The organism is Bradyrhizobium huanghuaihaiense, assembly GCF_025200885.1.
Taxonomy (GTDB): domain Bacteria; phylum Pseudomonadota; class Alphaproteobacteria; order Rhizobiales; family Xanthobacteraceae; genus Bradyrhizobium; species Bradyrhizobium huanghuaihaiense.
In genome coordinates this window covers 9,073,513-9,086,547 of the sequence record NZ_CP104172.1, presented here as the reverse complement: position 1 = coordinate 9,086,547, position 13,035 = coordinate 9,073,513, and the positions used below count along the sequence as shown (strand labels likewise).

Sequence of the window (13,035 nt, the reverse complement as noted above, 5' to 3'; positions counted from 1 at the left end):
CTGTCCGCTTCCCGGACGCTTTTGAGGGGATGGGCACCAAACAAGGGTGGAGGAGACAATGAGGAAACTGCTTCTGGCCGGTATCGCCGTTGCGATGATGGCAACGCCGGCATTTGCCGCGAACTACCGCTTCGTGATCGTGCCCAAGGCGATGAACAATCCGTTCTTCGACTTTGCGCGCGACGGCTGCCTGAAGCGCGCCAAGGAGCTCGGCAACATCGAGTGCATCTACAAGGGGCCGGTCGAGCACGAGCCGGCGACGCAGGCGCAGATCATCCAGGACTTCGTCACCCAGAAGGTCGACGGCCTCGCCATCTCGGTCGCCGACGTCGCGGCCATGACCAAATCGATCGAGGCGGCGACCGCGGCCGGCATTCCCGTCATCACCTTCGATGCGGATGCGCCGGGCTCCAAGCGCATCGCCTATATCGGCACCAACAACAAGGAGTTCGGCGTCGCGCTCGGCAAGGAATTGCTGAAGCTGCGGCCCGACGGCGGCAAATACGCGATGGTCTCGGGCGGTCCCGGCGCCAAGAATCTCGCCGAGCGCGTCGACGGCGTGCGCGAGGCCCTGAAGGGCTCGAAATGGACCGAGGTCGCGGGCTCCCCGACCTTCTGCAACGACGATCCCGCGCTCGCGGTCCAGCAGATGACGGACATGCGCACCGCAACGCCCGATCTCGCCGCCATCGTGCCCATCGGCGGCTGGCCGATGTTCGCTCCTGAAGGCTTCAAGGCCTTCGCCTCCAGGAACAAGAAGGACATCGATTCCGGCAAGTTCACGCTGGTCGTCGCCGACACGCTGAAGATGCAGCTCGAGCTGCTGCGTGACGGCTATGCCAATGCGCTGGTCGGCCAGCGTCCGTTCGAGATGGGCGAGAAGGCGATGGACACGCTGCTCGCCATCAAGAAGGGCGAGAAGGTGCCGGAGATCGTCTACACCGGCCTCGATCTCGTCACCAAGGACAACGTCGCGCAGATGCTGAAGTAGGAGCGCCGCCAGCCCCGCGCTCCTGCGTGCCTCTCCCGCTTGCGCTTGCCGCAAGCGGGAGAGATGATGTTTGGACTGCTGGAATGAAGACTGTAAGGCGATGGGAATGAAACGCTCGCGGCTCGGCTCTCTCGACGTCACCTCAATCGGCCTCGGCTCCGCACCGCTCGGCGGGCTGTTTGCGCCTGTCAGCGATGCCGATGCGGAGGCGACACTGGCAAGAGCCTGGGCGCTCGGCGTCCGCTTCTTCGACACCGCGCCGCTCTACGGCTTTGGCCTCGCAGAACAGCGGCTTGGCGCCTTCCTGCGGCAACAACCGCGCGAGTCCTATGCCATCTCGACCAAGGTCGGCCGCCTGCTGCGCGCCCCCGATGGCGGCGCCGCCGAGGACGAACACTACAAGGGCACGCCGCGCGAGCGGCCGGTGTTCGATTTCAGCTATGACGGTGTGATGCGCTCGGTCGAGGAGAGCCTTGCCCGCCTCGGGCTCGACCGCGTCGACGTCCTGCTCGTGCACGATCCCGACGATCACTATGACCAGGCCGTCGCCGGTGCCTTCCGCGCGCTCCAGCGCCTGCGCAGTGACGGCACCGTCAAGGCGATCGGCGCCGGCATGAACCAGTCGGAGATGCCGGTGCGCTTCGCCGAGGCCGTACCCGTCGACTGCTTCCTGCTCGCCGGGCGCTACACGCTGCTCGACCAGGGCGCGCTGGATGCGCTGTTTCCAGTCTGTCAGGCCGGGAATATCGGCATCCTGCTCGGCGGCATCTACAACAGCGGCATCCTGGCCAATCCGCACGCGGGCGCGAAGTTCAATTATCAGGATGCCGATGCGGCGCTCGTCGCGCGCGCGCTCGCGCTCGACGAGCTCTGCCGCAAGCACGGCACCGAGCTGAAAGCCGCCGCGCTGCAGTTCTGCATGGCCCATCCGGCGGTGACCGTTGCGGTGATGGGCGCGCGTAATGCCGCCGAGGTCGCCGACAACATCGCGATGTCGGAAAAGACAGTGCCGGCGGCGTTCTGGCAGGAGCTGCGCGCGCGAAACCTCGTCGACGCGCGGGCGCCGCTGCCCGGTGGAGCTTAAGGCATGATCATCGACGCCCATCAGCATTTCTGGGATCCCGCACGCGCCGACTATCCCTGGATGGACGCGCCCGAGCTGGCACCGATCCGCCGTGCCTTCGGCCCCGCCGATCTCGCGCCGCTGCTAGAGGCGAACGGCATCGACGCCAGCATCGTCGTGCAGTGCCGCTCCGCCCTGGAGGAGACCGAGGAATTCTTGCGGATCGCGCATGCGACCCCATCGGTGATCGGCGTCGTCGGCTGGGTGGATCTGACCGACAGCGACCTCGGCGACACGCTCGACCGGTTGTGGGCGCTGCCCGGTGGCGACAAGCTGGTCGGCATCCGCCACCAGGTCCACGATGAGCTTGATGCGGATTGGCTGCTGCGCGAAGACGTCCAGCGCGGCCTCACCGCGGTGTTCGCCCGCGATCTCGCCTACGACTTCCTCGTCCGCACCCGCGAGCTACCCGCCGCGATCGCAACCGCGCAGGCCTTCCCGCAAGCGCGCTTTGTCCTCGATCACGCCGCCAAGCCGCCGATCGCCGATGGCGGCAGCGACGAATGGACCGACCGCATCACAGCGTTAGCCGCTTGCGGCAATGTCTGGTGCAAGATCTCCGGGTTGGCGACGGAGGCGACGTGGGACGATTGGGATGCAGAGCGACTGCTGCCGTTCGTGGCGCACGCGGCGAAGAATTTTGGCGAGGACCGCCTGATCTTCGGCTCGGACTGGCCGGTGTGCCTGCTTGCCGGCAGCTACGGCGACATCAAGCGCGCGCTGGAGGCGTGTCTGGCGAAGCTCGGGCCGAATGTGCGTGAGAAGGCGTTCGGGGTGAATGCGGAGGCGGCGTATCGGCTAGTGGAATGAGCCGAGCAAGAGCCTAAACACAGGTGTCGTCCCGGCGCAGGCCGGGACCCATAACCCCAGGGAGTAGTTTTGCGAAGATTAGTCGTTTGGTACTCCCACCGCGCGTAATAGATGAATCACGCGGTATGGGTCCCGGCCTGCGCCGGGACGACGACGGAGTTTGAGGGAACGCTGTGGCTCACGCCCCCGCAGGCACCTGGTCCAGAAACCCCGTCACGCTCCTGATCCGCCCGTCCTTCAGCACGGCAAAGTCCGTCCCCTTGATCGGGCTGTCGACGCCGTCAGGACCGAGCCCCCACGAAAAGCGCACATGGTCGCCGTAGCCGTTGGGCTCGCCGATCAGCTTGAACCTGAAATCGGGAAAGCGCTGCTGCACGCCCGCGATCAGCGCGTCGATGCCATCGGGGCCGTCGCCCTTCATCAGCGGATCGACATAGCTCGCATCCGCCGTCCAGGTCTCGCTCAGCAGCTCGCGCCGGCGGCTCGTCGTGCGCTCGTTCCAGAGATCGATATAGCAGTGGGCGATGGCGGTGTGGTCGGTCATGTTGCTCTCCTTCGATGACGCCGTGTCCGGCTGTCCCTCACTATCGAAGGTTTGCGCGCGCTGATCGATTACCTCGGAGGTCATCGGCAGGTGCAAAAAAAATGAAGCGCGATGATGGCCTCATCGCGCTTCATTCGGATGTGTATTGCTTGGCGAAGGTTACTTCGCTGCCGTCACCATGATCTCGACGGTGTATTGCGGGGCCGCCAGCTTGGCTTCGACGGTGGCGCGGGCCGGGGTGTTGCCGGACGAGACCCAGGCGTCCCACACCGCGTTCATCTCGCCGAAGGTCTTCATGTCGGTGATGTAGATCGTGGCCGAGAGCAGCTTCGACTTGTCGGTGCCGGCCTTGGCGAGATGGCCGTCGATGGTCTTCAGGATGTCCTGGGTCTGCTTGGTCACGCTTTCGCCGGCGGCGTTGCTGGCGACGACACCGGCGAGATAGACGGTGTTGCCGTGCACGACGACCTGGCTCATGCGCGGGCCGGTTTCAAAACGCTGAATGCTCATTTGGGATCTCCTGGTGGAATGGCGGCCCTGTCTAGCGCAGCAGCCTGCGCCGTGCCACCCCGGGCACGCATGCGTTGCGAGGCACGCATGCGTTACCTCCGACGCATGCGTCACGGAAACCGGCTGAAAAACGTCCAGATTGTCTCGGCGCCGTCGATGTCGCCGTTCTGCGGGCCGAGCAGGCTGGCCGCAACTCTCGGGAAGCGGGCATCGGGCGAGAACCCGGGCATGCGATGACCGCCATGGTTGATGCGATAGAGCACGACGTCGTGCCCGGTCGGGCAGCGCGAGGTGATCTGCGTGACCGTGGACTGGTCCGCGGGATTCTTGTCAGGCAGATCGACGGTGGCCGCATCGTCTGACTCGCAGCCATTGAGCTTGCGCCAGAATTCCAGCGTCTCGTCGGTCGACCAGAACCCGTCTGCGGCAAAATAGCTCGATCCGCGGCCGCCGGCGTAGGGGACCAGCGGGTCGGCCGTGCCGTTCATGAGCAATATCGGCAGCGGCCGCGACGGATGGCACGTGACCGCGGCCTCATCGGTGAGGTTCATGACCACGCTGGCGCCGGCGGCGAACAGATCGGCGCGCGCACAGAGAAGCGTCATCGCCATGGCGCCGCCATTGGAGATGCCAGCGACATAGACGCGCTTCGGGTCAGCGGTGCCGTTCGCCAGCAGCTTCTCGACGAGCTTTGTGATGAAGGCGATGTCGTCGGTGCCGTCGGGCGGGCCGCGGAGTGCGGGTCCCGCTTTGGTCCGCGCATCGGCCCAGGCATGGTTAAGGCCATCAGGGAATGCCACGGCAAAGCCTTCACGTTTTGCGACCTGCGGCCACGCCGTCCGCGCGATCATGTCGGCGCCGCGCTGGGTCTTGCCATGCAGCACGACCACCAGCGGCACGAGTCTCTTCGCCGGCAGTTGCAAGGTGTAGGAGCGCTTCACACCGTTGACGTCGATGACGTCGGCGGATGCGACCGAGGCGGCGGTCAATGCCGCAACAAACATCCCGATCTGCATCCACCGCCGCATGATCTATCCCACCGCTTTCGCCGCCGCACGGCCGGCATTGCGGCCCGAGAACAGGCAGCCGCCGAGGAAGGTGCCCTCCAGCGAACGATAGCCGTGCACGCCGCCGCCGCCGAAGCCCGCGGCTTCGCCGACCGCATAGAGGCCGGGAATGACGCTGCCCTCGCTGCCGAACACGCGCGAGTCGAGATCGGTCTCGAAACCGCCCAGCGTCTTGCGGGTGAGAATGTTGAGCTTCACCGCGATCAGCGGCCCCTGCGCGGGATCGAGGATGCGGTGCGGTGAGGCGGTGCGGATCAGCCTGTCGCCGATATAGCGCCGCGCATTGTGGATGTTCATGACCTGCGCATCCTTGACGTAAGGATTGGCGATCTCGCGGTCGCGCGCCTCGATCTGCATTTTGATGTGCTCGAGCCTGAGCAGGTCGTTGCCGGCAAGCTTGTTCATCTCCGCCACAAGGTCCTCGATTCTGTCGCGCACGATGAAGTCGACACCATGGCTTTTGAAGGCCTCGACCGGCGCGGGGGCGCCCTTGTTGGTGGCGCGGCGCAAGGTCATGCGCCAGCTCTTGCCGGTGAGATCGGGATTCTGCTCCGAACCCGACAGTGCAAATTCCTTCTTGATGATGCTCTGGGTCAGGATGAACCAGGAATAATCATATCCGGTCGACATGATGTATTTGAGCTGGCCGAGCGTGTCGGAGCCGGGGAACAGCGGCGCCGGCAATCGTGTGCCTGTTGCATCGAACCACATCGACGAAGGCCCGGGCAGGATGCGGATGCCGTGGCGTGGCCAGATCGGTGACCAGTTCTGGATGCCTTCGACATAATGCCACATGCGGTCGCGGTTGATCAGCCGCGCGCCGGTCTTTTCGGTGATGCCGATCATGCGGCCGTCGACATGTTCGGGCACGCCGGAGATCATGAACTTCGGCGGCTCACCGAGCCGCTTCGGCCAGTTCGCCCGCACCAGCTCATGATTGCCGCCGATGCCGCCGGACGCCACGATCACGGCCTGCGCCTTCAGCGCGAACTCGCCGACGACATTGCGCGACGAACTCTTGCCGCGCTCCACATTGTCGGGCGCTAGGACGGCGCCGCTGACGCCATCCACGGTGCCGTTGGTGATGGTGAGCGCATCGACGCGGTGACGGAACTTGAAGGTGAGGCGGCCGCTCTTCATCGCCTCGCGCGCGCGGCGCTCGAACGGCTCGACGATGCCGGGCCCGGTGCCCCAGGTGACGTGGAAGCGCGGCACCGAATTGCCGTGGCCCATCGCGTCATAGCCGCCGCGCTCGGCCCAGCCGACCACGGGAAAGATGCGATGGCCCATCGCGCGCAGCCAGTCGCGTTTCTCGCCGGCAGCGAAGGCGACATAGGCCTCGGCCCATTTGCGCGGCCAAAAGTCCTCGTCGCGGTCGAAGCCGGCGGTGCCGAGCCAGTCCTGCATCGCGAGCTCGAACGAGTCCTTGATGCCGAGCCGGCGCTGCTCCGGCGAATCGACCAGGAACAATCCGCCGAACGACCAGAACGCCTGGCCACCGATCGACTGCTCGCCTTCCTGGTCCACCACGATCACGCGCTTGCCCGCATCCGCAATCTCGGTCGCGGCGACGAGGCCCGACAGTCCCGCGCCGACGACGATGACGTCTGTTTCCTCAGCCATGCGCTTCCCCCTCCATGAGTTCCCCTGTAGTTGCCCGGATTGAAGCCAGCGGTCGTAACTGAGATCAAGGGCGTGGCGCGTAAGACCTCGTTAACTTGTTCCACTTTGGGATAGAGACCGGCCGGGTGCAGCGCCGACGCAACACTGGATTTGAATTTGTTTTGATCAAGCCGGCCTGCCTAGACAAAACCTTGGTTACGACGGACGCTAGCACTGCATCACCACCTGACACGCAGATTCGAATTCGACTGGGGCGGGGGACAATGAAGTTTCTGACGGGGTTGCTTGCGGCGGTTCTCTTGATCGCGGGCATGGGGGCTTCTCACGCGGTGGTTCGGATCGCGGATGACCGCGGTGGCCGGATTGGAACCTACGTCGACAGATACCAGGACCTCAGGCAATCGGGCGAGACCGTCATCATCGACGGCCTCTGCGCCTCGGCCTGCACCATCGTCCTCGGCGCCATCCCGCACGACCGCATCTGCGTGACCTCGAGCGCCACGCTCGGCTTCCACGCCGCCTGGGATTTCGGCGCCAATGGCCGCGCCATCACCAATCCCGAAGCGACCCAGATGCTCTATGCGATGTATCCGTCGCAGGTGAAGCGCTGGATCGCGCAGCGCGGCGGCCTGACCCCGCATATGCTGTTCCTGAGGGGCAAGCAGCTGCAGGCCATGTACAAGCCCTGCTACATGGACGCCCAGGCTTCGGCGATCAGGCCGGCACGCCGGACCCTCCCGCAACCGGAGCAGGTCGAGTCGGCCCGGGGCCAGCTGCTTCACTGACACCACAGGCATGACGGGATCGTTGAGCCCGTCAGCGGCGCCTTGTCCGCCGGCGGTGCCTTTGCCTGCTGGCAGCGCCTTGCCCGCCGGCGGGCTAAAGCCTATCTGAAAGCCTGGGAACCGGGGCCTTCGCCCCCAAATTTGTCATGGCTCAACCACTGCACCCGGGACATCCGTTACAGGACAATTCGTCCACTGCCGGCCGGACGCCGTCCGTGCTGCTGTTGGCGGGCGCCGGTGTCGGCGGGCTGGTCGTGATCGGCGCGCTGGCGCTGTGGTTCCACTACGGCAGCCAGGTGTTCTTCGAAATGATCAGGACCGGCTTCGCCGCCTGCTTCTGACCCCGACAGGAAGTTTTCCGCCTATGAGTTCCGCCGCCCGTCCGCTGGTGATCGCGACCGCCTTTGCAGCAAGCCTCGTCCTCGGGCTCCTGATCATGTTCTGGGCCATGGGCGGGGTCAGCAAGGTGGCGCAGCCCGCGGCGATCGGCGGCCCGTTCCAGCTCACCGACCAGAACGGCAAGGCCGTCACCGACAAGAGCCTGAAGGGCAAGCCGACCCTGATCTTCTTCGGCTACACCCATTGCCCGGATGTCTGCCCGACCTCGCTGTTCGAGATCTCGGAGGTGCTGCGGGCGATGGGCAAGGACGCCGACAAGGTCAACGCCGTCTTCATCTCGGTCGATCCCGAGCGCGACACGCCGGCGACGATGAAGGACTATCTGTCGAGCTTCGATCCGCATCTGGCGGGCCTGTCCGGCGACCCCGCCGAGACCGCCAAGGTGATCACCTCCTACCGGGTCTATGCCAAGAAGGTCCCGACCAAGGACGGCGACTACACCATGGACCACACCGCGCTGATCTATCTGATGGACCGCGACGGCCGGTTCGTCTCGCCGTTCAACCTGAAGCGGACGCCGGAAGAGGCTGCGACCGACCTGAAGCGGTATCTCTAGGCTTCACCCTGGCCATAATCGGCGCTCGCGTTCCCGGGTGGATGGTCTATAAGGCCCTCTGATCCCAACGAAATTCATTACTTTCGGCCGATGGCTCCATCGCAACAGGCGAAATCGTTCAAATCTGTCCGTGGCTTGCTGGCTGGGCTGGCCGCCGGCCTCTGCCTGCTCGCTGGCCTCTCCGGCGCCAACGCCCAGGCCCCGGCCAAGCAGCCCCCGGCGGGGCCCCAGGCCACGCCGCAAGTTGCGCCCCAGGCGGCCCCCCAGGCCGTGCCCGGGTTCTGGGACCCGCGCCGGCGCCCGGAGCGGCCGGACCTGTCGCGCCTGACCGTGATCCGCTTCCTGACCGAGACCGACTATCCGCCGTTCAACTACACCGGCGCCGACGGCAACCCGGCCGGCTTCAACGTCGATCTCGCCCGCGCGCTGTGCGACGAGATCAAGGTCACCTGCACGGTGCAGATGCGGCGCTTCGAGACGCTGGTCGACGCGCTCACCTCCAACCGGGGCGATGCCATCATCGCCTCGATGGCGGTGAGCCCGCAGCTGCGCGCCCGCGTCGATTTCACCGATCCCTACTACCGCGTGCCGGCGCGCTTCGCCTCGCGCAAGGATGCGGTGATGCCGGAGATCCGCCCCGAATATCTCGAAGGCAAGAAGGTCGGCGTCATCGCGGGCTCCGCGCATGAGGCGTATCTCAAGGCGATGTTCACCGACGCCGAGCTGCACCCCTATCCGAGCGACGACGCGATGCGCGCCGCGCTTCGCAAGGGCGAGGTCGACTTCATCTTCGGCGACGCCATCTCGCTCGCGTTCTGGATCAACGGCACGGATTCCGGCGATTGCTGCGCCTTCTCCGGCGGCCCCTTCGTCGAGAGCCGCTTCTTCGGCGAAGGCATCGGCATCGCCGTCCGCAAGGGCAACGACGTGCTGCGCCAGGCCCTGAACTGGGCCCTGTTCCGCGTCTGGGAAAAAGGCCGCTACACCGATCTGTGGCTGCGCTATTTCTCGGTGAGCCCGTTCTAGCTACTTCGCTGCTCCCTCCGCCGTCATTGCGAGGAGCCCTTGCGACGAAGCAATCCAGACTGTTTCCGAGGAAAGATTCTGGATTGCTTCGCGGAGCCTGTCATCGGGCCGCGCTATGCGCGGACCCGGTGGCTCGCAATGACGGTGCAAGAGGCTACACCGCCCACCAAATTGCATTCTGCCCGGAAATCGCTATTTTCCGCGGCCCGGAGGCCCCTTGATGTCCGTTATCGATCCCAGCATGAGCCCGAGCGACCTGCGTGCGCTCGCCGAACAATCCAACGCCTGGCCGTTCGAGCAGGCAAAGGCCATTGTCGCGCGGCTGAAGAAAAGCCCGAAGGACGAGGTGCTGTTCGAGACCGGCTACGGCCCGTCAGGCCTGCCGCATATCGGCACGTTCGGCGAGGTCGCGCGCACCTCGATGGTGCGCCACGCCTTCCGCGTGCTCACCGAGGACAAGATCAAGACGCGCCTGCTCGCGTTCTCCGACGACATGGACGGGTTTCGCAAGGTGCCCGACAACGTCCCCAACAAGGAGATGCTGGCCGCGCATCTCGGCAAGCCGCTGACGCGGGTGCCGGATCCGTTCTCCAACGAGTACCCCTCGTTCGGCCACCACAACAATGCGCGGCTGCGCGCCTTCCTCGATCATTTCGGCTTCGACTACGAGTTCGCGAGCTCGACCGACTACTACACGTCCGGCCGTTTCGACGCGACGCTGCTGAAGATGCTCGCTGCCTACGACAACGTCATGGCGATCATCCTGCCGACGCTGGGGCCCGATCGCCGCGCGACCTATTCGCCGTTCCTGCCGATCAGCAAGACCACCGGCGTGGTGCTCCAAGTGCCGATGATCCGCCGCGACGTCGCCGCCGGCACCGTGACCTATGTCGATCCTGATACCAACCAGGAAGTTGAAACGCCTGTCACCGGCGGAAATGTAAAATGCCAGTGGAAGGCCGATTGGGCGATGCGCTGGGTCGCGCTCGGCGTCGACTATGAGATGGCCGGCAAGGACCTGATCGATTCCGTGAAGCTCTCCGGCGCTATCGCCAAGGCGCTCGGCGCTACGCCGCCCGAAGGCTTCAATTACGAGCTCTTCCTCGACGAGCAGGGCCAGAAGATCTCGAAGTCCAAGGGCAACGGCCTCACCATCGACGAATGGCTGCGCTATGCCTCGCCGGAATCGCTGTCGCTGTTCATGTACCGCGAGCCGAAGGCGGCCAAGCGGCTGTATTTCGACGTCATCCCGCGCAACGTCGACGACTACCAGCAGTTCATCGACGGTTTTGCCAGGCAGGACGGCAAGCAGCAGCTCGGCAATCCGGTCTGGCACATCCACAACGGCAAGCCGCCGCAGGGCGACATGCCCGTCACCTTCCAGCTGCTCTTGACGCTGGTGTCGTCGTCGAACGCGGAGAACGCCGAGACGCTGTGGGGCTTCATCGGCCGCTATCGTCCCGGCGTGAGCCCGCAGACGCATCCGAAGCTCGACGCCATGGTCGGCTACGCCATCAACTATTATCGCGACTTCGTCGCGCCGACGAAGCAGTTCCGCGTGCCGACCGACACGGAGCGCGCCGCGCTTCAGGACCTGCGCGATGCGCTCTCGCAGCTTCCGCCGGAGGCGTCCGCGGAAGACATCCAGAACGTCGTCTACGAGATCGGCCGCCGCGAGCCGTTCCTCGACCAGGTCAAGAAGGGCAAGGACGGCCGCCCCGGCGTCACGCTCGACTGGTTCAACATGCTCTACCAGGTCCTGCTCGGCCAGGAGAAGGGCCCGCGCTTCGGCTCCTTCGTCGCGGTGTACGGCGTGCAGAACGCGGTCAACATGATCGACGGCGCGCTGGCAAGGAGCGCGTAGACCCGACTCTCTCCCCGACGTCGTCCCGGCCTTCGCCGGGACGACGAGTTACCCCCTCAAATCGACCGCAGCACGTAACGCCGGTTATCCTTCTGCACCGGGCGCGCGTTCATCGGGTAGAGCTTTGCGAAGGCGGCGACGTCGGCGGCCGACACCTGGATCGGCGTGGTCAGCAGCAGCCATTCCACCACTTCCGAGCAGGGCGGCGTCGTCAGCGAGCCGGGATAGCGGTAATAGCCGAGCTTCGTTGGCAGCATGGCGAGCGGATCGATGCTCGCATCCGCCTTCACCGCGGGGCCTTCCGTTGCCGGCATGGTCTTGATGATCTTGCCGAAGGCCGGGTTCGGCTTGCCCTCCGCCATCAGCACGCCGACCACGGCGAGCCCGCCGGCATCGTTGCGGTGGACGAAATGCGCCTCCATCGGAAAATTCTTGCCGCCGATCATGTGCTCGCTCGGCCGGTGGAAGTGCACCTGGAGCAGCTTGTATTTGACGTCGCCGAGAAGAAGCGTGCTGCCCTCGGCGAAGTTGAGCTGGATCGTGTGCCCGTTGTTGACGATGGTGTCGGCAGTCCTGCCCCAGTTCAGCTTCAGCGCGGGCAATTGAGACTTCACCGTCGTCTCGATGTCGATCGGCGATTGTTGCAGGCCGACCGTGCAGGCCTTGTTGGCTGCATCGAGGTCGCCCCATTTGCCCGGACCGCCGGCGCCTTCATAGCTCCAATGCACGCCTTCGGCGGCGAAGGCCGGCTTGCACACCGGACAAAGCGCAAGACCCGCGAGTGCTTTCAATGCGTGACGGCGATTCATCGTAGTCCCCCTCAGATCAATTCGATCGGCAATTTCGCGCGCAACCTAGGTGAGAGGACCGGTGAGTCGCAATGGCAATCGCACGTTGAATCTATTGGCTCGCCCACACGATCCTTGCGATCCAGGCGACCTCGCCCGTCGCCATCGTGCGCTCGGCCTGCGCGGCATCGAGCGGCTGCAATTCCAGCGACTTTGTCGTGCGGCGCTTCAGGGTTGCGATCGTCACCTCGCCCGCTCGGGTCTTCACCACGACACGGTCGCCCTTGCGGATCGCTGTGCCCGGTGAGACCAGGATGACGTCGCCGTCGCGGTAGGTGGGCGCAAGTGCATCGCCCGCGATCTCCAGTGCAAACGTCTGGCTGTCCTCGACCGTGGGAAGCGCGACTTCGGTCCAGCCCTTGCCCGACGGAAGGCCGGACTCGTCGAAGGCGCCGCTCGCACTGGCCAGCGCAAGGCCGAGCAGCGGCACCGATCGTCCGTCGCCTGTCTCGTCGTCGACCAGCCTTGCAAAGGTGTCGATGGAGTCGCCGGTCGCCGCCAGCGCTTTTGCGATCGATTCGGTCGAGGGCCAGCGCTCGCGGCCATCAGGGGTGACGCGCTTGGACCTGTTGAAGGTGGTGGGGTCGAGCCCGGCGCGCTTGGCAAGGCCGGACGGCGACAGGCCGGCGCGCGCCGCGAGCCGATCCAGCGCGACCCAGATCTGGTCGTGAGTCAGCATCCTCTGCGCTTTGGCCTGTCTGACCATGGAAGGTCCAGCCCGTCGCAACTCAGGAAAACTGTCCTCAAATCAACCGGTTTTCCGTTTTTCGCGCAAGGGGTGATGCGAAAGCGGTTGTCGGGCGGAGGGAATACAAGTGCGTGGCAAGGAAAACGCGTCAAAACGGGAATCTGACGGCCCGTCCCGATTTCATCGGGACGGAACAGGCGC

At 65.2% G+C, this 13,035-nt stretch carries 14 protein-coding genes; 8 read left to right on the top strand and 6 right to left on the bottom strand.

All coding sequences use genetic code 11. The features are described from left to right. The first annotated feature begins 58 nt into the window (after positions 1 to 58). The 3 genes from N2603_RS42400 to N2603_RS42390 all read left to right on the top strand — a co-directional run bounded on the left by N2603_RS42400 (position 59) and on the right by N2603_RS42390 (position 2,924). The gene (locus tag N2603_RS42400; protein ID WP_026312292.1) at positions 59 to 991 is read left to right on the top strand and encodes a sugar-binding protein; all 933 of its coding nucleotides are present in this window, start codon (positions 59 to 61) and stop codon (positions 989 to 991) included. 106 nt (positions 992 to 1,097) lie between these two features. Further along, complete coding sequence (locus N2603_RS42395) at positions 1,098 to 2,075, top strand: aldo/keto reductase (protein WP_260386862.1); 978 nt, start codon at positions 1,098 to 1,100, stop codon at positions 2,073 to 2,075. 3 nt (positions 2,076 to 2,078) lie between these two features. Continuing rightward, positions 2,079 to 2,924, top strand: a complete 846-nt coding sequence (locus N2603_RS42390; RefSeq protein WP_260386861.1) for an amidohydrolase family protein — start codon at positions 2,079 to 2,081, stop codon at positions 2,922 to 2,924. Between the two features lie 178 nt (positions 2,925 to 3,102). Here N2603_RS42390 and N2603_RS42385 read toward each other — a convergent pair whose 3' ends face one another. The 4 genes from N2603_RS42385 to N2603_RS42370 form a co-directional block, all read right to left on the bottom strand. Further along, positions 3,103 to 3,468, bottom strand: coding sequence for a nuclear transport factor 2 family protein (locus N2603_RS42385; protein ID WP_026312293.1), 366 nt, complete (start codon positions 3,466 to 3,468; stop codon positions 3,103 to 3,105). A gap of 159 nt (positions 3,469 to 3,627) precedes the next feature. Continuing rightward, on the bottom strand, positions 3,628 to 3,978 hold the full coding sequence (locus N2603_RS42380; protein ID WP_260386860.1) for a RidA family protein: 351 nt from the start codon (positions 3,976 to 3,978) through the stop codon (positions 3,628 to 3,630). 110 nt (positions 3,979 to 4,088) lie between these two features. Beyond that, positions 4,089 to 5,006, bottom strand: a complete 918-nt coding sequence (locus N2603_RS42375; RefSeq protein ID WP_260386859.1) for a CE1 family esterase — start codon at positions 5,004 to 5,006, stop codon at positions 4,089 to 4,091. Between the two features lie 3 nt (positions 5,007 to 5,009). Beyond that, entirely contained in the window at positions 5,010 to 6,668 is a 1,659-nt protein-coding gene (locus N2603_RS42370; protein ID WP_260386858.1) for an FAD-binding dehydrogenase, read from the bottom strand. A gap of 263 nt (positions 6,669 to 6,931) precedes the next feature. Between N2603_RS42370 and N2603_RS42365 the strand changes: the two genes are divergently transcribed. From N2603_RS42365 to N2603_RS42345, 5 genes are all read left to right on the top strand, one after another. Beyond that, complete coding sequence (locus N2603_RS42365; RefSeq protein ID WP_018644934.1) at positions 6,932 to 7,453, top strand: hypothetical protein; 522 nt, start codon at positions 6,932 to 6,934, stop codon at positions 7,451 to 7,453. Between the two features lie 146 nt (positions 7,454 to 7,599). Beyond that, positions 7,600 to 7,794, top strand: coding sequence for a hypothetical protein (locus tag N2603_RS42360; RefSeq protein WP_018644935.1), 195 nt, complete (start codon positions 7,600 to 7,602; stop codon positions 7,792 to 7,794). Positions 7,795 to 7,817: 23 nt separating this feature from the next. Then, positions 7,818 to 8,408: an SCO family protein gene (locus tag N2603_RS42355; protein WP_018644936.1), complete on the top strand. Its 591-nt coding sequence runs from the start codon at positions 7,818 to 7,820 to the stop codon at positions 8,406 to 8,408. Positions 8,409 to 8,498: 90 nt separating this feature from the next. Further along, the gene (locus N2603_RS42350) at positions 8,499 to 9,434 is read left to right on the top strand and encodes a transporter substrate-binding domain-containing protein (RefSeq protein WP_018644937.1); all 936 of its coding nucleotides are present in this window, start codon (positions 8,499 to 8,501) and stop codon (positions 9,432 to 9,434) included. Between the two features lie 220 nt (positions 9,435 to 9,654). Beyond that, positions 9,655 to 11,298 (top strand): lysine--tRNA ligase, encoded by a 1,644-nt coding sequence (locus tag N2603_RS42345; RefSeq protein WP_260386857.1) that lies wholly within the window; start codon positions 9,655 to 9,657, stop codon positions 11,296 to 11,298. 56 nt (positions 11,299 to 11,354) lie between these two features. Here N2603_RS42345 and N2603_RS42340 read toward each other — a convergent pair whose 3' ends face one another. Continuing rightward, positions 11,355 to 12,107, bottom strand: a complete 753-nt coding sequence (locus N2603_RS42340) for a carbonic anhydrase (protein ID WP_260386856.1) — start codon at positions 12,105 to 12,107, stop codon at positions 11,355 to 11,357. A 91-nt stretch (positions 12,108 to 12,198) separates the two neighbouring features. After that, positions 12,199 to 12,852, bottom strand: coding sequence for a S24 family peptidase (locus N2603_RS42335; RefSeq protein ID WP_260386855.1), 654 nt, complete (start codon positions 12,850 to 12,852; stop codon positions 12,199 to 12,201). Positions 12,853 to 13,035: the final 183 nt, after the last annotated feature.

Excerpts from the sequence above, each read along its gene's own strand:
- N2603_RS42395 (WP_260386862.1), top strand. The coding sequence starts at position 1,098 with ATGAAACGCTCGCGGCTCGGCTCTCTCGACGTCACCTCAATCGGCCTC.
- N2603_RS42375 (WP_260386859.1), bottom strand. The coding sequence starts at position 5,006 with ATGCGGCGGTGGATGCAGATCGGGATGTTTGTTGCGGCATTGACCGCC.
- N2603_RS42380 (WP_260386860.1), bottom strand. The coding sequence starts at position 3,978 with ATGAGCATTCAGCGTTTTGAAACCGGCCCGCGCATGAGCCAGGTCGTC.
- N2603_RS42360 (WP_018644935.1), top strand. The coding sequence starts at position 7,600 with ATGGCTCAACCACTGCACCCGGGACATCCGTTACAGGACAATTCGTCC.
- N2603_RS42400 (WP_026312292.1), top strand. The coding sequence starts at position 59 with ATGAGGAAACTGCTTCTGGCCGGTATCGCCGTTGCGATGATGGCAACG.
- N2603_RS42345 (WP_260386857.1), top strand. The coding sequence starts at position 9,655 with ATGTCCGTTATCGATCCCAGCATGAGCCCGAGCGACCTGCGTGCGCTC.
- N2603_RS42390 (WP_260386861.1), top strand. The coding sequence starts at position 2,079 with ATGATCATCGACGCCCATCAGCATTTCTGGGATCCCGCACGCGCCGAC.
- N2603_RS42370 (WP_260386858.1), bottom strand. The coding sequence starts at position 6,668 with ATGGCTGAGGAAACAGACGTCATCGTCGTCGGCGCGGGACTGTCGGGC.
- N2603_RS42365 (WP_018644934.1), top strand. The coding sequence starts at position 6,932 with ATGAAGTTTCTGACGGGGTTGCTTGCGGCGGTTCTCTTGATCGCGGGC.
- N2603_RS42350 (WP_018644937.1), top strand. The coding sequence starts at position 8,499 with ATGGCTCCATCGCAACAGGCGAAATCGTTCAAATCTGTCCGTGGCTTG.
- N2603_RS42335 (WP_260386855.1), bottom strand. The coding sequence starts at position 12,852 with ATGGTCAGACAGGCCAAAGCGCAGAGGATGCTGACTCACGACCAGATC.
- N2603_RS42340 (WP_260386856.1), bottom strand. The coding sequence starts at position 12,107 with ATGAATCGCCGTCACGCATTGAAAGCACTCGCGGGTCTTGCGCTTTGT.
- N2603_RS42355 (WP_018644936.1), top strand. The coding sequence starts at position 7,818 with ATGAGTTCCGCCGCCCGTCCGCTGGTGATCGCGACCGCCTTTGCAGCA.
- N2603_RS42385 (WP_026312293.1), bottom strand. The coding sequence starts at position 3,468 with ATGACCGACCACACCGCCATCGCCCACTGCTATATCGATCTCTGGAAC.